9 protein-coding genes and 1 tRNA gene are annotated in these 22,010 nt (G+C 49.4%); 1 reads left to right on the forward strand and 9 read right to left on the reverse strand.

What is annotated here, in order from left to right:
- Positions 1-7: 7 nt before the first annotated feature.
- A complete protein-coding gene (locus OEY58_13555) occupies positions 8-10,825 on the reverse strand; it encodes a putative Ig domain-containing protein (protein MDH5326480.1) in 10,818 nt (3,605 codons plus the stop codon).
- 331 nt (positions 10,826-11,156) lie between these two features.
- Positions 11,157-11,233, reverse strand: a tRNA-Val gene (locus OEY58_13560).
- A 204-nt stretch (positions 11,234-11,437) separates the two neighbouring features.
- Between OEY58_13560 and OEY58_13565 the strand changes: the two genes are divergently transcribed.
- Positions 11,438-11,767, forward strand: a complete 330-nt coding sequence (locus tag OEY58_13565; protein MDH5326481.1) for a hypothetical protein — start codon at positions 11,438-11,440, stop codon at positions 11,765-11,767.
- Between the two features lie 14 nt (positions 11,768-11,781).
- Here the strand turns inward: OEY58_13565 and OEY58_13570 are convergent, their stop codons facing one another.
- From OEY58_13570 to OEY58_13600, 7 genes are all read right to left on the reverse strand, one after another.
- On the reverse strand, positions 11,782-12,348 hold the full coding sequence (locus OEY58_13570; protein ID MDH5326482.1) for a NapC/NirT family cytochrome c: 567 nt from the start codon (positions 12,346-12,348) through the stop codon (positions 11,782-11,784).
- 13 nt (positions 12,349-12,361) lie between these two features.
- Complete coding sequence (locus OEY58_13575; GenBank protein ID MDH5326483.1) at positions 12,362-12,811, reverse strand: nitrate reductase cytochrome c-type subunit; 450 nt, start codon at positions 12,809-12,811, stop codon at positions 12,362-12,364.
- 56 nt (positions 12,812-12,867) lie between these two features.
- The gene (gene napA / locus OEY58_13580) at positions 12,868-15,366 is read right to left on the reverse strand and encodes a nitrate reductase catalytic subunit NapA (protein MDH5326484.1); all 2,499 of its coding nucleotides are present in this window, start codon (positions 15,364-15,366) and stop codon (positions 12,868-12,870) included.
- Between the two features lie 781 nt (positions 15,367-16,147).
- Positions 16,148-16,837, reverse strand: a complete 690-nt coding sequence (gene narI / locus OEY58_13585) for a respiratory nitrate reductase subunit gamma (GenBank protein ID MDH5326485.1) — start codon at positions 16,835-16,837, stop codon at positions 16,148-16,150.
- Positions 16,838-16,847: 10 nt separating this feature from the next.
- The gene (gene narJ, locus OEY58_13590) at positions 16,848-17,363 is read right to left on the reverse strand and encodes a nitrate reductase molybdenum cofactor assembly chaperone (GenBank protein MDH5326486.1); all 516 of its coding nucleotides are present in this window, start codon (positions 17,361-17,363) and stop codon (positions 16,848-16,850) included.
- 57 nt (positions 17,364-17,420) lie between these two features.
- Positions 17,421-18,968, reverse strand: a complete 1,548-nt coding sequence (narH, locus tag OEY58_13595; protein ID MDH5326487.1) for a nitrate reductase subunit beta — start codon at positions 18,966-18,968, stop codon at positions 17,421-17,423.
- A 51-nt stretch (positions 18,969-19,019) separates the two neighbouring features.
- A partial coding sequence (locus OEY58_13600; protein ID MDH5326488.1) for a nitrate reductase subunit alpha occupies positions 19,020-22,010 on the reverse strand: 2,991 nt, incomplete at its 5' end.

Consider the following 22,010-nt stretch of genomic DNA (forward strand, 5'->3'; position numbering starts at 1 on the left):
TCCAAACCTAGAAATCATCGGAAACCCAAATTCGTGGTGTTTGTGGATCTGCAACAAACTCAGCATCCGGTTGAGACCATATAGCGCTATAATTGGAACCACTGGGAGCAAGATAGATATTTGTTACGGCGGTTCCTTTATTTTCAAGCAGCAGCGATCCTGTCCATTCATTGGATTCATATTTTGCAAAAGCTGCATTGCCGGCAATACCCCCTATTACCGCGTATCCGTTGCCATTGGATTGTGTAATCGGTCTTACTATCGGGACCATGTTAGGAACTGTGTGTGAAGTCCAGTTGCTACCATCAAACAAAGTTGCCTGATAATCGGTAACACCCCAAACCATGTTATACCCAAACCCATTGGAGGCACTGTGTATTGGCGTCGTCGCCGCCACGGCGCCTGGTGCTGTAACCATAGTTTCAGCACTCCAGGATGGGCTTGTAAACCTGGACGTATACAAATCACTGGAAACCCAGGTAGCAAGAAAATCGCTGCCAACTGACGTAATGTGATTGCGGAATGCATTTGTTAATTGATACGTAGAAGCGCCGGTTTCTATGGTGCTGATTCGAGTACTTGGCGTCCAGGTCCCCGCATTGTAAGTGGCAGCGTACTGACTTGCGGAATAAGTTGTAGACGTTGGCTGTTCCCACCAATTGACCGCAAAACCACCCAATCCGCCGGTAATTTTAGGAAAGGCAAATCGACTGTTATAGGCACGAGTAATGGGTAATGTTTCGATCTGCCCCCATATTCCGGTTGCAGAATTTAATAGTCGAAACTTGGTCCCGCTACCCGGATATACGACTGCGTAGTCAGTACCATCTGATGCCAGAATGTTTGGCCCAGCGTAATAGGTAGTCACTCTGTCAGCGCTAAAAGTAAATATACTATCTGACGTTAAAGTGCTGCCGTTTAAATAGTACCCAATGACATCGGAGCCACTTTTACAGACCATCATAAAGCTGTTGCCGTTTGTCGCGATATGTACATTGTTATTTCTGAGTGTACAAGAATCCAATAACTGCGGTGGCTGCCATGTACCTGTTTCGTTCATACTGTAGTAAACACGATCAACTCCCACATCACTGGTTTGTCGCCAGACTGCCACTTTAACACCGGCATCGTTAATTGCAATTTGGGGCGCTGTAGCTGCACCTCGACTTACCGGCGGCATGAAGTCTATGCCAGACCGCGTCCACGCAGGAGGTACTATTGACATGTTTATACGTGAACCAAAGTATGCCTGCCCAATACCATCTTCCTGGCGCCAAAATGCCGTAAACCCGTTATCCACTGGCACCAAGCTGTGGCGAAAATTTTGCGATGCAATGCTGCTGGTATCTAATTGACTGACACCATACCAACGCCCAGCGTAGGAAACTGCATTAAGTGATGTATCCGGCCATCCCTGTTGCCAGATAATTGCGTAGTTAGAACCATTGACTTCTAAGGTAAGCCCCGTTAACAGCGCAGACGTATCAATCGGTGATGCGACCGTACTGACCCAGCCTTGTCCGGCGTTACTAGCGACATACAGAGCCCCTCCTGCTCCGTAGGCAATATGATACCCACTGGCATCTACTACTACATCAGACAAAGTAGATCCGCCAATCGATTGGGGGGTTCCCCAACGGCCTTGTTGAAAAATATTCGAAACCCAGGTTCCATTTTGAGCCCAAAAGGCCGCGAATCCGCTTGGTGAACTTATCAGCCTGGGATAAAGGCGGTTGCCCGCCGTGGTGTCGTCCAAATTCGCGGTATTCGCGGCGCTGGAACCGTCATTGATATAGATTCTGCGCCCATCACTCCACAACATGGCGTAACCGTTAGCATTTCCTGCCAGAATATAGTCCAACAATCCCGAGAAATTCACTAACAAATCAATATTGGTACCCCACGTTGCTCCATCGTGGACTTTTCCAATCAAGTTGACAGATTCATCCGTCAGGACATTGATCTCTTCCCACATGACAGCAAAACCTGTCCCGTTACTTGCCAATGAGATAGATTCAATCAATCGATCGAAATCCAAATGAATTTGGGATGGAGTACTCCATGTATCATTTGTTGGATCGTAAGACTTGAAATTTACAATGTAGCCATCTGTGGTAACCATTCCGATTAAGTCACCTTCACTGGCCACGGAAAAACTCCGCTGCAGAAAATAGCCGTGGTTGGTTGCGTCTGTAAATACCCCGCGGGAATAGAATTTGGTAAAAATTTGCCGTCGATCTGTGACACTGGAGCTACCGTCTGCATAAACCACCAACAGTCCAGCTGCACTTTCATAGAACTGGATGCTGGCGGCATACCCCGCGAATACTTGCGGATCAGACCAAACACCGGATAATGCATTATATATGCGATAGTAACTCGTATACGTATCGAGGTTACGCTCAGTCCAAATGTGAAAAATATTTCCATTGGAGGCCTTATAATGGGTGTCTGCAAAGTCAACAATATTGGCATAAGTTTCCGAACTGATAACCTGAGGCGCATTCATAACTGTTACGGGCCACTCTATGCTTACAAGCGTGCTTGCTCCTGAGAAATTTGCTACGGTCCCAGTAAAACTGGCCAAATAACTCGCACCGTAGTTCAATTGAACTTCTGGTGTAAAAATCACTTTATTGTCTATCACATTGACCGATCCAGGAACCGGTGCAGCACCACCTTGTAAGGTGAAATCAGTTCCAGTAACTGAGTTGGGGTCTATGGCTTGATCGAACACCAGAGAAAATGTTTGATTTAGTGCAGCTTGGGAATAATCGCTAACAGGCCGTGTCGATTGTAAGCTTGGACCGGACCCAATAATAAACGGTTCTGTATTTAATGTCGTACCGTTTATGCTTATCACAAAGTTATCCGTACCACGATTTGCTGCAAGATAAGACGCAGTGTACTCACCCTGTTGCGGATTAGCCACCAACAGCGATTGTTCATTGGCACTACCTGTTGCCATCAGCATTACGACATCTACATCCATTGGGTTTGACAATGCATCCCTAACAGAAAGCACCAGATCCACGTTGGTACCCGCTGACACCGGGCTGGGCGGTGTAGTGGTGAACGCACTAGAAGCCAGCACTTCGCTCAGCGGAATCACGCCAATGGATTTTAGCCCATTGAGATCCGTTCGAATGGAATCGCTAATGATAACGGCAATAGTAAAATCTGTAGAATACCCTGAACCAGGGGTCAGAAATACATTAGACAATGCAACATTCACATCTGCAGGCATTCCCACTAGGCTTAGAACCCCCGTTATCGGGTTAAAATCTATCGTTACTCCGGGCACCGCATCCGCTTGCAACGTGCCTGCTGCCACATCCGAAAGGGTTAACGTAACCGTAGTGGAAACCGGCGTTATATCCGACGTGGTCAGCTCTAATGGCGTTAAACCAAAAGCAGAAGAATTTTCCACTAAGGTCTCCACCGCGTTAATACCATTAGCAGTTAGAGTTGCACTGAGGACGTTTCGACTATAGGGGCTCGCCTCCACTATAACCGCATCAACATAGACATTGATTGTCTCTGTACCGACGTTAGTAGGAGTATATTGAATGGAGTAAACCCCCTCTCCCGATAGTGCTCCAACAAAGTTTTGACCTGAAATATTAAATGCTACCGCTGCATTTGCCGGATTGCCGAAAACATCGCTTACGGTCACCGACAAATCAACCGGCTGATTCTGTATATAAGGCCCAACGGGTATATTGGGAGCACTATTGTTTGGATCCGCCGCTGCGGCGACAATGTTTTTACTGTAACTGCCGGATATTGTGAAAGGTACGCTGTTGATTTCCACTGCAATATCGTAGGTATCCAGTCCGGCAATTTCCGGCGTATAACTGATACTATAGGTGCCATTTAAATTATCCGTTGCCGACAATGGAGCGACGATTGTCAGGGCTTCATTGGCCCCTGCAATATTCATTGTCACAATATCGCCGCCTATGGCTTTTGCAGTTCCGTTGGCATCTCGAATGGTGACCGTTATATTAATTGGTGTACCTGCGACCACATCCGCAGAGGGTGTGATACTGGCACTGGTTTGCGTTGGATCCACCGTCATTGGATTGACTGTCCAATTAAAGTTGGTTGTAACCTGTGCGTTAGGTGCCCCGCTAAGGTCATCCACAGTCACCACGACCGGATAAGGACCATCCAACGATGCCGTAAGATCGATGGCTCCGGTAATCTGACCTGTGACCGTATTGATATCCAAACCTGCCGGTAAACCGGCGGCACTATAGCTGAGTGTCGCTGACTCTATATCGGTAGCAGATGCATCTATATTGACTACATCTCCATCGACACTTGTGCGATCGGGTAACAAATGATTGAACACCGGTGGGTCGTTTTGTGCCGTTACCGAGACAATCTTGGTGCCGTTCACATTCAACGTGGCATTGGTCACCACCACTGTGATGTCGAAGCTAGTGTCGTGGTTCGCCCCCGGGGTAAAGGTCGTCGCTGCCAAAGCGGTGTTCACGTTGGCCGGAGCGCCGTCGGCTTGAACCAATCCCGCGGCTCCCGCAGTAATAGTAACTCCTGCGGTGACGGGGATGGTTATGACGCCTGCCGTTGCCACTGCCGGTTGCAGGGACACGCTTACATTTGCATCGGCTGTCACTACAATGGGGGCCAGTGTGAATGCCGGGCCGTCTTCGATGAACGCTTCAGCGGTATTAACACCGGTGGCGCTTAATACGTCCGGCACATTGGTCACAGTGATGGTGAAGCTTCTTTCCACAAACAAGCTGCCCTGGTCTGTGGCGCGCACACTGATGCTGTGGCTGGTATTGGTTTCAAAGTCTAACAAACTGCCATTAGCCACTTGCAGTTGATTATCGACAATGGCAAAACGACCACCGGCATCGTTGTTGGGACCCACAAAGCTATAGGTATGCGTATCCCCTGCCGTGTCCACGCTGCTCAATGTTCCTATAACCGTATTATCAGCACTGTTCTCGGCGATACTGCTGTTGCTCAGATTGATGTCTGTGGGGGCTGTGTTGTCGCTGGTAACAGTCCAGGTGATACTTCGGTTTGCTACTTCATTGGGTACACCTTGGTCGTTGACGCTGAGGTCAACGGTGTAGGGGCTGCCCAAAGATGCGGTGGCTCCCAGTGTGCCGGTGATTTGCCCCGTTCCGGAGTTGATAGCCAAACCCGCAGGTAAGCCCGTGGCGCTGTAAAACAAGTTGGGACCGTCCACATCTGTGGCACTGGCGTCCACGTTAACTGGTGTGCCTTCCAGATGGATCTGATCACCTAATCCTGTATTAAACACCGGGGCGTCATTCACCGCCGTGACTGCCATGTTTTTGGTTCCGGTGACATCCGGTAAACCGCTGCCACTGACGGTCACGCCGATACTGAAGTTGCTGTCGTAATTTTCCGCTGGGGTAAAAGTTGTTGTTGCCAAAGCGGTGTTCACGTTGCTTGGGGCACCACTGGCCGTCCACTCACCCGTACCTGCGTTGCTGTTGATTACCACACCCGCAGTGGCCGGGATAAACAAATTACCGGCTGCTGTTGTTGATGGCGACAACGACACGGTCACGTCCGCATCGGCTGTTACAACAATAGGCAACAGTGTAAAGGTTGAGGCATCTTCAATGAAGCCTCGCGCTGCATTGATACCGATCGCACTCAATACGTCCGGCACATTGGTCACAGTGATGGTGAAGCTTCTTTCCACAAACAAGCTGCCCTGGTCTGTGGCGCGCACACTGATGCTGTGACTGGTATTGGTTTCAAAGTCTAACAAACTGCCATTAGCCACTTGCAGTTGATTATCGACAATGGCAAAACGACCACCGGCGTCGTTGTTGGGACCGACAAAGCTATAGGTATGCGTATCCCCTGCCGTGTCCACGCTGCTCAATGTTCCTATAACCGTATTATCAGCACTGTTCTCGGCGATGCTGCTGTTGCTCAGATTGATGTCTGTGGGGGATGCGTTAGCACTGCCAATGGGTAAGGTGTAAGGACTGGACCCAATGGCCATTGTATCCACCAGGATGCTGACAAAATCATCGCCTGGGTTCAGCGGAGTATATTGCGTAGTGTACAAACCGCCACCTTGGGCAATGGCTGTCAGACTTGTCGCATTAACCCCTGTGATGTTCACCTGAACATTGGCGCTGGCGGCATTGCCATAGCTGTCTCTCACGGTGGCCGATATGGCGATGGCTTGCCCTTCGATGTAGGGACCGGCTGCTATGGTAGCGCTGCTGTTGGCCGGATCGGCTGCTGCTGCCACTATATTTCTACTGTATGTACCTGTCAGGCTTTGCGGTGTTCCGCTAATATCCACCGTGATGTCGTAGCTATCGGTTCCCGCAACTGTGGGAGTGTAACTGATGCTGTAGCTACCATCATTGTTGTCTGTGGCCCAGATGGAACTCGACGCCGTCAATGCCGCGTTGGCTCCGCTGATGTTCAAACCGACGATGTCGCCGCCAACGGCTTTAGCTGTACCGCTGGTATCTCGGAGGGTGATGGTAATGTTAACCGTGCCGCCTGCTGTTATGGGTGTGGCCGGTTCAATTATGGCGCTGGACTGCGCGGGATCCACTCCAACCGGGTTAACTGTCCAATTAAAGGAAGCCGAGGTCTGGGCGTTGGCTGCCCCGCTTAAGTCATCCACGGTGATGGTCACCGCATAAGGGCTGTTTAGTGAGGCGGTAGCCGTCAAGGTGCCGCTGACCAGGCCCGTGGCGGTGTTGATGTTTAAACCCGGTGGTAATCCGATGGCGCTATAGGATAAGGTCGGGCTTTCCACATCGCTTGCTCCGGCATCCAAAACTATCGGCGCTGCATCAATGTCGCTGCGATCGCTTAATACCGTGTTAAAGGCCGGGGCATCATTAATGGGATTTACACTGATATTGATGACAATGCTGTCCGCGCCGCCGCGCCCATCGCTCACTTGAATTTCAAATTGATCGCTTTGATCAAAGTTCGGGTTCACTGCGTAGCTGACAATAGCACTGTTGCCATTACCGTTGACTCCGGCTACACCATGGCTCGCGGCGGTCGATACGCTCCAGCTCAGAGTGTCTCCGTCGTTGTCGATGGCATTCAACAGTATGTTGATGGGGTCGGCATCCTCGTCAATGCTGAGGTTATGCGTCGCGCCTTGTTGGATTTGCGGTATTTGATTAGCCTGGCTCCGGGGTGTGCCGCTGACCGTGACCGACACCGGTCCGCTTTGCAGACTGCCTCCCGGTCCCTGTTGGTTTTGGGCGCTTACCCGGTAGTACACCGGAACATCGTTACCCAGCCCCGTGTGTTGATACTGTGTGTTGGGTGCTATAACGGTGGCGCTGTTGATGGTGCCCTGCAGTTCGTTGGCCGCGTTGACTTCCAATGACCATTCCACCTGATATTGACTGGCGCTGGTTTCCGCTTGCCAATGTACCGTGTTTTGTCCGTTGCCCGATTCCACTCGCATACCTTGGATCTGACTCGGTAACAGTCCCCGTGGACTGGCACTGGCCGGTAATGACGGGACACTTTCTTGCGCTGCAGTGACTGCCGTCACCACGTAGTAGTAGGCTTGTCCGTTGGTCAAACCTCGATGGGTAAAGGAGCTTATGGCGATATCGGCAATTAAAGTACCCCCAGTACCTACTCCGGGTGTGGTGCTCCAATATACATTGTAGCTAAACGGTCCTGTGCCCTGCTCTGGAGGCATCCAATTGAGGATAACCCGTCCATCGACCCCTTCTGCCCGCAGTGCCTGCGGGGCTGTGGCAACTATGGCTTGCGCCATGGCACTGACTTCTGCGCTGGGCGGACTTTCCCCACCGGCATTGTTGGCGGTGAGTTGATAACGATAGATTGTACCGTTGCTAAGCCCGTTTATTATATGTGTGGGACGAACATTGCTGATGAGGTTTCCGCTGCTGATCGGTTGTACCATCGGATTCGTATCTGTGGTCCAATACAGGTTGTAGGTGACCCCGTTTTGCGTATTCCAGTCCAAACTGATTTGCCCATCCCCAGGCGCCGCGCTGAATCCATCCGGGCTGGCGGGAGCTGCGGGCTCCGGTATGGCCGCCACCGAATTGCTTGGAGCACTGGGGCCCCCCTGATTGTGTGCTTGCACCGCAAAATGATAGATGGCCCCATTGTTCAGCCCATCGATTATGGTGCCACTTTGCACCCCGACACGTCGGGACCAGTTGGTCAAGGGTTGGGCATTGCCAGGTTCCATAGCCCAATACAGGGTATAGCTGTTGGCCGTAGCAACGTTCGGCCATTGCACTTGTACTTGGCCATCACCGGCGACTGCTGTTAGGTTGGCGGGCTGTGAAGGCGGATCGCTTTGCGGCATGGCAACGGTAAATTCCGACAGGCTGCTTTCCCCTCCTGCGTTTTGAGCCGCCAGGCGATAGTAATACACCTGGCCGTTGCTCAAGCCGCTGTGTACATAGCCACTTTGCACCTCCGGGCCACTGATTCTCGCTCCAAGTGAGGGATCAATGTCCGCGCTGGTAGACCAATACAGGACATAACTATCGGCGTCCGCCACGGGCGTCCAGTTGATCGTTACCTGGGAGTCCTGGGCGCTTGCCGCGACCGTCACCGGTGGCGCTTGGGGTGGGGCCGGTTGCGGACTGGCGCTGAATTCACGGGTGTATTGACTTTCGCCGCCTGCCGTGACGGTGGTCAATCGAAAATAGTAGCTGTTTCCATTACTGTTGCCCCCATCTGTGAATACATGACCGGGCAAAATATTGGCGGTAACCTGTTGTCCGCTGCGACTGCCATCGCTGCGCTCTCGTATCCAGTAGAGGTTGTAAGCAGCCGGACCTTGTGTGGCTTCGGTAAAATGGATAATGACCTGGTTATCCCCTGCTTCCGCCCAGGTATTGCTGGGCATAGCCGGTACAGGCGCTTGCGGGATGGCCCATACTTGATCACTTCCGCGGCTTTCTCCACCACTATTTACTGCTGTGACTATATAATAGTAACGAATGTTGTTTTGTAAGCCGGTGTGGTTCACTTGCCAGAATACATTGCCTTGGCTATCCGTTACCTGGGTATAGTTGGGATCGCCGTTGGCATCCAATGCCGGTATCAAACTTCCATTGGCGACTGACACGCCGGCTTGTTGTCGATAGTACAGACGGTAGCCTGTGACAACTTCATCCGGGTCCGCCGGGTTTTGAGCCTGAGCTTCAGGCCAACGGATCAGTACTCTTGCTGCTCCCGGTTCGGCATATATAGCCATCGGTGCATTCGGCGGCGGCTCTTTGGGGATCGCTTCTACGGCTTGGCTGCGTGCACTTTCACTACCGCCATTCATCGCGGTCACTTGTATGCGGTAACGCCGGGCATTGTTCAAACCGCCACTATAGTTGCCGGCATTGATGATTAACGGCGACTGCACCGGCGCGATTCGCTGCTCCGGCCCGGGCACAGTATCTGTCACGTCCCGAATGTAGACAACATATTCACTTGCCTGACTCACCGGCAACCAATGCAATCCAATGCTTTCGTCACTGCCGGAAGCGCTCAAGCCCGCCGGTACACCCGCAATGATTTGTTCCGGGCTGCCGTTGACTTGTACCGACAAGTCGCTTTCTCCGTTGGCGTTGACGGCACTGACGGCATATCCGTACTGGGTACCATTGTTGAGTTGAATATGGGTATAGGGGCTTTGCACGGCGGCAATTTTGTTGTCGGCTTTGCTCACCGTTCTGCTGCCGGATACCCAATAGATGTTATAGGCTTGTGCGTTCGCGGCACTATCCCAACTCAGACTCAGTTGGCCGTTTTCCACCCGCAGCGAAATATTGCCCGGGACTCCCGGCACAGCCCCCACAACAGCTACGTCTACCGTACCCGGCAGTTGGGCATGTATCGTGTTCGACAGGGCACTGACGCCGCGACCGTTGCGAGCCCTGACCTTATAGTAATAATTCTGTCCGGCGCTTAAGGGGCCATGAGTGTACGGGCTGCTGACCGAATCGATCACCGCGGAGTCTTCACTCACGTCATCGACATTGCTCCAATAGATGTCGTATTGGATATTTACATCCGATGCTGCACTGTGCCAATTTAATTGAACCGTGTCGGCAGTTATAACCGCGTTTTCCATTACCGGAGCAATGGGAATCGCTTCCAATGGCTGGGCGGTATGGACCTCAGAAACCACTCCCATTCCGACGTCGTTTTCAGCCACTATAATATAGTAGTAGCTTTGGCCGTTTTCTAAATCGCTGTGAACAAACGGCGATTCCACATCGTGTATTCGGTTATCGGCAGGACTTACCGATGCACTATAACTCCAATAAATGCTGTAAGAAGTCGCCCCCGGTACCGCGTCCCAACGCAGTCGCACCCGTTGATTTTCCGATTTAGCTTCGATTCCTTGAACCGCCGTCGGTATCGCCGCTTGTGGCCTTGCGCTGACCTGACGTGAAGGATAGCTTTCCCCTCCGTAGCGCTTGCTGGTTATAACATAATAATAAGTCAGTCCATTGGATAACTCGGTGTGACTGAGATGCGGTTCTACCGTGTCGATCGGTGATCCATTCTGGGGGGTAACTCCGGGCTGATTGGACCAATACACCGTGTAACCGTCCGCACCGGGTACACCGGACCAGCTAATATCTACAGCACGCGTACCCGCTACAACAACAATGTTTTGTAGGGAGCCTTTTTGTGAAGGATCATTTGCATCGTCTGGTTCACTGCCGCAGGCGTTTATCAGCAAACTCAAATTTGCCAGCAACAGTAATCTCCAGATTACCAACCATGAATTCAAACCAAAGTTGGATAAATACGACCCCGACATGATTGACCCCTGCATTTGGAAAGAAAGAATTTTGAAAGTTTATTGATTGCGATATTCACGCGATAATATCATAGCGATATAGCAGAAAAATAATTATGGTAATATGCACACGATTATATACGTTAACATAATATAGACCCGGCATTTTATCCTTTAATCAGGTTTAAAACCGTCTCCACTTGGTATACTTTTCGCGACTGTTTTTTTGCTTCAGGTTATAGAACGTCACCGCAGTATGGCACCCGCATAAGCCATATTAATTGTAGGTATAATATTAGATATTGGTCATTTATTAATCAAGCCGAGAGGATTTGAAGACAATCAGAAAAGATGGTAGGCACGACTGGACTCGAACCAGCGACCCCTACCATGTCAAGGTAGTGCTCTAACCAACTGAGCTACGCGCCTACGGAGGGCTGCAACAATACTGAATGTTAGTAATGTAGTCAAGCACTGGCAGCGGGGTGCCGTGAAGTACCCTGTAAGCGTTGAGTTGGGCCAGGTGACCTATCTAAACCCAGCCCGGTATACCATACTTTAATGTAAGGAGTTTTTACTATAAAACGAATTGGCATTATGTGGATTCGTCTCATCTGTCTGTGCACAGTCTTAATGGGGACCAGCCCTGTTGTTGGAGAGGATTTTATTGAACAACAAAAACTGGCCTCACATCTCATCGTCAGGCTGTTTCTGGTTAATTTGCGGGAGGGTGATATTGAACTTCTAGGCCGAAGTTTGGCTCGAGACGATATTATCCCCAAACAGGTGTCCTTTGCTTACGAAATCCAGACGGATACGGTCACCGTCCATATTTACAATGAGTTGGTAAAGCCTCTGACGGTTCCCCTGCAGCAAAACTTCGTGGTAAAAGGTGTAACCGTCATCGTTTCCGATGACGGCGTGATTCAGGAGGTCAAAGCGCATATGGTCGCGGAGCCCTAAGCACCACAACCCTTTTACTTACCGTTTAGAGGCAATGAATGGGCTATACCTTTATGGCAGTCGATACAGGTCAGTTTTTCATCAAAGCCCTTAATGTGTTGCTTATAAGCACGACGACTTTGGGCAGGATAATCCATAGAAGTGAAATCATGACAATTACGACATTCTCGCGAATCCGTACGTTTCATAGACCGCCATACGTTTTCGGCTAACTGGCCACGCTTAGCTTCGAATTTTTCCTTGGTGCTGATACTACCCAGGATTTTATGAAAGACCTCGTTGCTGGCTTGAATTTTCCGTAGCATTTTGTAGGTCCATTCCTTGGGAACGTGACAATCGGGACACGTCGCCCGCACGCCGGTACGGTTGTTGTAGTGAATGGTGTTTTGGTATTCCTTATACACAAACTCACGCATTTCATGGCAGCTGATACAGAAAGATTCCTTGTTAGTGGCTTCCATCACGGTGTTAAAACCGCCCCAAAACACAATGCCGCTCGCAAATCCCACTGTCAGCAACATCCCCAAAGAATATTTGCTGCTGGGACGCAGCAACAGTTGTTTCAATTGTTCTACGTTCATCTTTCCCTACTTGTTATTGCAAAGATTTAACCGGCTCAAATTGGTTTTTCACCAGTGGTTGGGCATTGACCTGGGGTACATGACACTGCACGCAAAAATAGCGTCTAGGTGCCACCTCAGACAGCTCGTTTCCATCACGGTCTTTGAAATGAGTCATACTGATTTTTGTCGCACCGGAACGTTTGGCATTTTTCCAACTGTGGCAGAGCAAGCATTTGTTGGAACGCAAATCGATTTTGTAGCCTTGAATCCGATGAGGAATTAGGGGTGGTTGTTGCACGTAGTTGCGCTCCAATACATCCGTGTCTCCGCTTTGGCGTTTCAGTTCCGGAGCATTCAAGGTAGAATCGATTTCCTTGTCACCACGTAGAGATTTTACGCCTCCGGTGTTAGCCAGGCTTACCGGTACGACAACACAGGTCAAAACACCACCCGCAATCAGCCATTGTTTCAATTTGTTCATGATCGTTTGCCTTTTTGCTAATTTCGTCATATTGCTCTTGGGTTAACTATTGTCCGTTACACCCGCTCCAACTTAACCGCACATTTTTTGTAATCGGTTTGTTTGGAGATAGGACAGGTGGCATCCAAAGTCACTTTGTTGATCAATACGCTGGCGTCAAACCAGGGCACGAACACCACGCCCTGCGGCGGGCGATTGCGCCCACGGGTTTCCACCGTAGCTTTGATTTCGCCTCGACGCGATGCCAGGCGCGCTTCCATACCCCGTTTTAAACCGCGTTTTTTGGCATCCTTCGGGTGCATATAAATCAGGGCATCCGGTACTGCGCGGTATAATTCCGGAACTCGCCGAGTCATGGTACCGGAGTGCCAGTGTTCCAGTACCCGACCGGTTACCAGCCACAAATCGTATTCTTTATCCGGCTCTTCGGGCGCCGGTTCATAGGGCAAAGCAAAGATCCAGGCCTTACCATCCGGTTTACCGTAGAATTCAACACCCTTGCCTTTGGCGACATAAGGGTCATATCCTTCGCGAAACCGCCATTGCGTTTCTTTTCCATCCACCACAGGCCAACGTAAGCCGCGTACTTTGTGGTAAGTGTCAAAGTCCGCCAAATCGTGGGCTTTGCCCCGACCAAAACTGGCATACTCTTCAAACAGGCCTTTTTGGATGTAAAAACCGAAGTCCTTGGCTTCGTGGTTTTCCGTTTCCTTATTGGCCTGACTCAGCGGGAATTTGTTCACATTGCCGTTCTGGAACAAAACCTGGAACAAGCTTTTGCCGCGTAAGGACGGTTCCTGATCCAATAACTCCTTAGGCCAGACTTCGTCGGTTTTAAAGCGCTTGGACAATTCCACAATCTGCCACATATCCGATTTAGCCTCGCCTGGAGGCGGGACTTGCTGATACCAGAACTGGGTGCGGCGTTCCGCGTTACCATAAGCGCCCTCTTTCTCCACCCACATGGCTGTGGGCAAAATTAAGTCGGCCGCTTGGGCTGTTACGGTAGGATAAGCATCAGAGACAACGATAAAATTGTCCGGATTGCGGTAGCCGGGATAGGTTTCTTCATTGAGGTTGGCTGCCGCCTGCATATTGTTGTTACACATAACCCAATAGAAATTCATATCACCGTCTTTGAGTTTGCGGTTATGCAAAACGGCATGAAAGCCCGGTTTACCCACAATAGTGCCCTTGGGCAATTTCCAGATTTTTTCGGCGATTTCCCGATGCTTTTCGTTTTTCACCACCATATCCGCGGGCAAGCGATGGGCGAAAGTACCTACTTCGCGGGCAGTACCGCAAGCGGACGGCTGACCGGTCAAAGAGAAAGGCCCGTTACCGGGCTCGGAGATCTTGCCGGTTAACAGATGCAAATTATAAATAAGATTGTTTACCCAGGTTCCGCGGGTATGCTGGTTCACACCCATGGTCCAGAAAGACACCACTTTGCGTTTGGGATCGGCGTAAAGCTCTGCCAGCTTCTTCAAATCTTTCTTGGGCACACCGGAAATCTCATGGGCCTTTTCCAAGGTATAGGAAGAAACAAATTTTCTGAATTCATCAAAAGAACTGGGCTTGGAACCGCCGGCTTTGTCTGCGTTCTTGGCATTTTTCTGTTTTTCGTGATCGGGACGCAGGCCATAACCGATATCGTCATTGCCCATGCGGAAGTTCACGTGCTGGTTAATAAAGTCTTTGTTTACAGCATTGTGTTGAATGAGATAGTTTGCAATATAGTTGAGGATGGCCAAGTCGCTTTGGGGTTTAAACACCATACCCACATCAGCCAAATCAAAGTTACGATTCTCAAAGGTGGACAACACGGCCACTTTGACATTTTTATTGCTCAAACGCCGTTCGGTTACGCGGGTCCACAAAATAGGATGCATTTCCGCCATATTGGCGCCCCACAACACAAAGGCATCCGCGTGTTCGATATCGTCATAACACCCCATGGGCTCGTCAATACCGAAAGTACGCATGAACCCCGCCACCGCCGAAGCCATGCAATGTCGCGCGTTGGGCTCAAGGTTATTGGATCGAAAACCGGCTTTCATGAGTTTGACCGCCGCATAGCCTTCCCAAACCGTCCATTGCCCGGAACCGAACATACCCAGTGCTGTCGGACCTTTGGCTTTCATGGTGGTTTTTATTTTTTCCGCCATAATATCTAACGCGGTTTTCCAACTGACGGGAGTAAAAGTCCCGTTCTTGTCGTATTTGCCATCGGTCATACGCAACAGGGGTTTTTGCAGACGATCTTCCCCATAGAGTATTTTTGGCAAAAAGTACCCTTTGACGCAGTTCATTCCACGGTTAACCGGAGATTCCGGGTCCGCTTGGGAGGCCACCACTTTACCGTTCTGAGTACCCACCATGACGCTACAACCCACGCCACAAAATCGACAAGGCGCTTTATCCCAGCGAATTTTTTCATCAGACTGCGGTGATTTGGACTTGGCAAATACCGATTGGGTCACAAGGGACAAGGATGATAGAGCTAAAGGCACAATAGAATTTAATTTTAAAAAATGTCTGCGTGAAAATTTCATAGCTGCCTCAATATTGTGTAAACGGATTAGATTTTCTCGGTGGGTTAATGCACGAAAAATTCCAATTAATCTGAGTGGAACACTGGGTTTTATCCCTAACAAATGTATGGCAAAGGCATTTTCGGCCCAAACGTCGGTTTCCTTTAATAACCCGGCGGCAGTATTACGCACAAAATCAAATCAAAGAACCTGTCTGTGTTGGGGAATGTGCAGAGCTGTTTAAATGTAAAAGGTGTGCAAAATTTTTTGGAGGATAGAGCTGTCAATATGCAAATTCCCGGCCTTTGGATTTATACGGACCGTGAACACCTTCCATAACATCGGCAACGGATTCAATCACCGAGAGAAGTTCATATGTGTACTCGGCGGTAATGCGGGCATACTCTGCGTATACTATATAAGCACCTGGGTTGTTGGATTGGAAAACGCAAGTTATATCATTCCTTCGATGGGCGCATAAACCATATTGATCTTTGCTGTGCCCGAAAGAGCCCCCTGGGGAAACCGTGGAATGTATTCGGTGGTCATATTCTTTCAGCCATCGCCGGTGTCACGTGTGCCTCACTCATTCCCATAGAGGGTGTCGCAATCGAAGCCGAACCAATTACTGAGGAGCAAAAACGTATATACGCTTTCCAATATCCCGATACGGTTTCCAAAAACACTCAATTACCTGAGCTTACAAACCGCATACTAACTACCCGCCGACGGCAAAGCACCTACGCCCTCGCAGACTCAAGAGTCGGGTTACTAGAGCGGGGTTACTTAAGTTTTGTTTTCCTCATATCGTTTTCTTGGTACGTACAATCTGGTATGCGCGTCCAAGATAACCTATAGGGGCACTCCAGATATGAACCAAACGTGTAAACGGAAAAAACAGAAATACTGACATGCCCACAAATATATGCAGCTTGTACACAATCGAGACGTCTCGAATTAAATCGGGGTTAGGTTGTAAATAGAGTATACTTTGCACCCAGTTTGCCAATAACACCATAACTGCCGGGTCTCCGGATTTCGCGTGAGAAATGGAAACCGGCAATGTAGCAAGACCCAGGGCAACGGTTAGTACTAACCAACCAAGTATATTGATATCCATCCAACGTGAAGCTGCACGTACTCGCCGGTTTAACATTCGCCGCAACCAAAGCACAACACCACCGATGAAACACATCGCCCCGAAAATCATACCGGCAGTTATTGCTGTCCACTGGTGCGCCATGTCAGAGACTCCAAGCGACAAGAACACCTGGTGAGGAGTCAGCAGGCCAGTGACATGGCCAAAAAACAAAGCAATAATTCCGATATGGAACATATTGCTGCCAAAACGCAGGTATTTCTTCGACAGTAACTGGCTCGAGTCGCTTTTCCAAGTGTATTGCTCGTGGTCAAATCGAATCCAGCTTCCCAGCAGAAAAACGGTTGTAGCGAAATAGGGGTAAACGCCGAAAATTAATGTGTGCAGGTCCATTCTTTCCTCCTCACGCGGCAATAGGGGCAAGTTGCCCTTTGCTTTCGACAACGCGTACCAATGCTGCATAGGGGCTGCCGACTTTCTCCAGATTGACTGCCAATTGTTGTAATACCTTCACTGTCTGACTAAGAAATAAATGTGCTTCAGTTTCATCCAATTCCGAGCTGAATTCCAGGATCATTGGCAGATAGTCCGGTAATTCTTTTTCATCAGCTTGTAATCCAAACTCTTTATAATATTCTGTCAAATCGATCAACGCGGGGCCTCTTCCGCGTTCATCGCCAAACAAGTGATGAGTAAGGTGCAGGCTGTGTTCCGGAACCAGATCAAAGGTCTGCACATACTCTTCCTGTAGTGTTGTCAGTTCCTTTGACTCCAATCGCTGTAAGAAATTTTCCAGCACATCACTATCCCGTGTCGACAGCGGCATCTCTTTCAACATAGTCCGTATGTCCACCACGGCATCAAGTAATTCCTGTTGCGGATAATGCAAAAGCACCGATAGAATTCTGTAAATAGACATATTATTCTCCTGCTACGGCTTGCTTGTGACGATTTCTGTACAAACACCAAGTTTTTGCTAACGTTCATCCGCAGAAGGTGCGGAATCAAGCGACTCCACCGATTCTCTGCGTCGTTCCGGAAACAATGATTTTGCACTGATGCCTGGCGAACTATCGTTACCGAAAGTGAAACCGTTCTGACCTTGAAAACTATGAAAATCTTCCAGACGGGTCTCTTCATGAGCCGTGGGTATGACGAAGCGGTCTTCATAATTGCCAATGGCGAGGTAACGGTACATTTCCTTCGCCTGTTCTTCGGTTATACCGGCAACTTCCAGGGCCCGAGTATCTGCAACTCCTTCAACGTGCACAGAACGCTGATAACTGCGCATTGCAATCATGCGGTTAAGCGCATTGCGAACGGGTTCTTCGTCACCCGCGGTTAACAGGTTGGCAAGATATTTTATCGGAGTTCGCAGTGTGTCTGCGACGGGAATGGCACCATCCGGCCCAGTGGGCAAATTACCCTGGTCGATTTGGGACTGTACAGGTGAGAGCGGTGGCACATACCACACCATGGGTAAGGTGCGAAATTCCGGATGGATCGGAAAGGCAAGCTTCCAATCGATAACCAACTTATAAATTGGCGATTTTTGCGCTGCGATAATCCAATCATCCGGTACGCCATCTATCCGGGCCTGTTTGATGACCTCCGGATCATTGGGGTCCAGAAAAATATCCATGTGAGCCTGATATAAATCCTGTTCATTTGATTTACTGGCCATTGCTTCTATTTTATCAGCGTCATAAAGCATTATACCGTTGTACCGAATGCGACCGACACATGATTCTGAACACACCGTCGGCAGACCAGACTCTACCCTCGGATAACATCCGATGCACTTCTCTGCTTTTCCGGATTCCCAATTGTAGAAAATTTTCTTATACGGACAGGCGCTGACACACATACGCCAGCCACGGCATTTATCCTGATCCACCAAGACGATACCGTCTTCTTCACGTTTATAAATTGAGCCGGAAGGACAGGCTGCCACACACGAGGCATTCAAACAGTGGTTACAAATTCGCGGTAAATACATGTGAAAAGTTTGTTCGAACTCCGAATAGATCTGCTTATCGATATCTTTAAAGTTCTTGTCGCGTGAACGCTTTGAAAATTCCCCTGCCAGATCGTCTTCCCAGTTAGGTCCCCAGGTAATTTTTTCCATGCGTTCGCCATCTATCATGGAGCGAGGACGTGCAGTCGGCGTGGCCTCCGATAAAGGCGCGGTTTGCAAATGCGAGTAATCGAATGTAAACGGTTCGTAATAATCATCGATTTCCGGCATGTCCGGATTTGCGAATATATTTAGCAGTCGTTCCAGCTTGCTGCCGGAGAGTAATTCCAATTTACCATTTTTTAGATGCCAACCACCTCGCCACACCTCTTGATTTTCCCACTGCTTTGGAAAACCAACACCGGGTTTACTTTCGACATTATTGAACCAGGCGTATTCTACTCCCTTGCGATTGGTCCAAACGTTTTTACATGTCACTGAACAGGTATGGCAACCAATACATTTATCCAGGTTAAATACCAGTGAAAATTGCGCACGAACTTTCATCTATATTCTCCTTACCTACCAAACTTTAAAGCGTACTTTGGCCACCATCGTTTACCTTGGTCCAATTCCGGGTGGATTCAATTGCCCCTCACGTTCAGGTGTTAGTGGTCGCTCCAACCAGTCGATATCACGATCCTCTATCTTGTGTAGCACTACAAATTCGTCACGTTGTGAACCCACAGTTCCGTAATAGTTAAAGCTGTACGCAAGCTGTGCATACCCACCAATCATGTGGGTAGGCTTAACCACCACTCGTGTGACGCTATTTAAAATTCCTCCCCGCTTACCCGTGGAATTTGAGCCGGGCACATTCACGTTTTTCTCTTGGGCGTGATACATCATTGCCATCCCATTTGGTACACGTTGGCTCACCACTACCCTGGCTACTGTTGCCCCGTTGACGTTTATTGCTTCCACCCAATCGTTATCTTCAAGTCCGATTTGCTGCGCGTCCTTTTCAGACACCCATATATACGGCCCGCCTCGAAACAACTGCAGCATGCGCAGGTTATCCTGATAAGTACTATGAATCCCCCATTTAGAGTGCGGTGTGATCCAGTTCAACACCAGATGGGGTTTATCTGTTACTTGCGATGGCACACTGATATGGGATTTCATATCCACCGCAGGACGGTAGGCGCAAAATCCTTCGCCGAAATCAAGCATCCACTCGTGATCCTGATAGAACTGTGCTCGCCCGGTCAGTGTTCGAAACGGAATGTGTTCGTGGATGTTGGTATAACCTGCATTATAGCTCACCTTTTCGGATTCGATCCCTGACCAGGTGGGCGCGGTGATAATTTTGCGCGGCTGCGCTTGAATGTCATGAAAGGTAATTTTGTCTTCTTGACGCCCGGCATACAAATGGTGGTGATCGATGCCCGTCTTTTCACTCATTGCTGTCCACGATTTGTGTGCCACATCACCGTTGGTTTCCGGCGCCATATGCAGTATCGCTTCACAGACTGCAATATCCTCTTCCAGTGAGGGCATGCCTTTAGTAATACCTTCGTCCTTTATCGTATAATTAATATCTTTCAGCTTGTCGTATTCCTGCTCCGTATTCCAGTCGATACCTTTAATATTGTTGCCGAGCTTGACCATCAGCGGCCCTAAGGCACTGTACTTTTTGTGAACGTTGGCATAATCACGTTCCACAACTTTCAACAGCGGCATGGTTTTACCCGGGACCGGTTCGCATTCGCCTTTTTTCCAGTCCTGTACACCTAATGGCTGCGCCAACTCAAAGGGTGAATCGTGGTGCATGGGCAAGGCAACCACGTCTTTGCGCACACCCAGGTGTTTCTCAGCCAGCTCCGAAAAGGATTTGGCAATACTACGGAAGATTTGCCAGTCGCTTTTGGATTCCCAACCTGGCGATACCGCCTCGGAAAGCGGGTGAATAAACGGATGCATGTCGGTTGTATTGAGATCGTTCTTCTCATACCAAGTCGCAGTCGGCAAAACGATATCGGAGTAAGCACCGGTGGAATTGAGTCTAAAGTTTATATCCACCATTAAATCCAGCTTGGCGATGGGACCTTCCTCCACCCATTTGATTTCCTTGCTGTCTTTACCATGTACGCCTTCCTGCATGACTCCATTTTGTGCGCCAATCAAATGTTTTAGAAAATACTCGTGCCCCTTAGCGGAACAACCTAGCAGATTGGCACGCCAAACGAAAAGATTGCGCGGAAAATTAACCGGATTATCGATGTCTGCATAGGCAAAATCCAACTCGCCGCTCTTTAGCTTCTCCACCACATACTTGGCCACTCCTGCTTCGTCTGTGGCACCGTTTTTCTCTGCGTCATCTACAATATGCAGCGGGTTTCGATTAAAGTGAGGTGCAGACGGCAACCAACCCAACCGTTGTGCTACCACATTGTAATCTGCCAGTGTGTAATTTTTGTATTTGCCCTTGGCGGTTGGAGCCAGCATGGCATCAGCATCCAGGGTTTCATATCGCCACTGGTCGGTATGAAAATACCAATAGCTAGTGCTGTTCATATGACGGGGCGGCCTGTTCCAGTCCAAAGCAAAGGCGATGGGTGCCCAACCGGCTTGGGGCCGCAATTTTTCCTGGCCCACATAGTGCGCCCAACCACCGCCCGATTGGCCTACACAACCACACATATGTAACAAATTCATAATAGCCCGGTAATTCATATCGTTGTGATACCAGTGATTGATCGCCGCGCCCAGTATGACCATGGACTTACCTTTGGTTTTTGAGGCGTTATAGGCAAACTCGCGGCCGGTACGGGTCAGATCAGCGCGTTTAACACCGGTTATTTTTTCCGCCCATGCCGGGGTATATGCAACAGTCTCATCATCATAAGATGACGCGACATTGTCACCACCCAATCCTCGGTCCAACCCATATTGCGCCAGTTGCAGATCAAACACGGAGGTCACATAGACTTGTTCGCCACTGGCAAGTTTTAATTTCCTGGCGGGGATGTTGCGGTGCAATAGCTCCGGTTCATCCGGTGTAAAGTGCGGAAAAGCCACGGATACGACTTCATCACGATTATCAATACAACTCAATTCCGCTATGATTTCCTGTTGATTGGCGGCATTTTTGGGCAAAACATTCCATTTGCCTGTTTCACCCCAGCGAAAACCGATTGAACCATTGGGCGTGACAAACGTCTTGGTGTTGCCGTCATAGACAATGGTTTTCCATTCTGAATTATTACTTTCCCCCATGCCGTCGGCGAAATCTGAGGCACGCAAGTAGCGATCACTCACGTAAGCGTCACCATGTTTTCGCAACATAACTTGTACCGGAAGATCAGTATAAGTACGTGCATATTCGTGGAAATACGCGTCTTGTTTGTCGAGGAAAAACTCTTTAAGTGCAACGTGTCCCATTGCCAGAAACGCCGCCGCATCGGTCCCTTGTTTCACCGGCATCCACAGGTCAGCGAACTTAACATACTCGGCATAGTCCGGTGCCATGGAAACTACTTTTGCACCTTTATAACGGACTTCTGAGTAAAAGTGCGCGTCCGGGGTCCGGGTCATGGGCAGATTGGC

The organism is Gammaproteobacteria bacterium (assembly GCA_029882975.1).
Taxonomy (GTDB): Bacteria; Pseudomonadota; Gammaproteobacteria; order SZUA-152; family SZUA-152; genus JAJDNG01.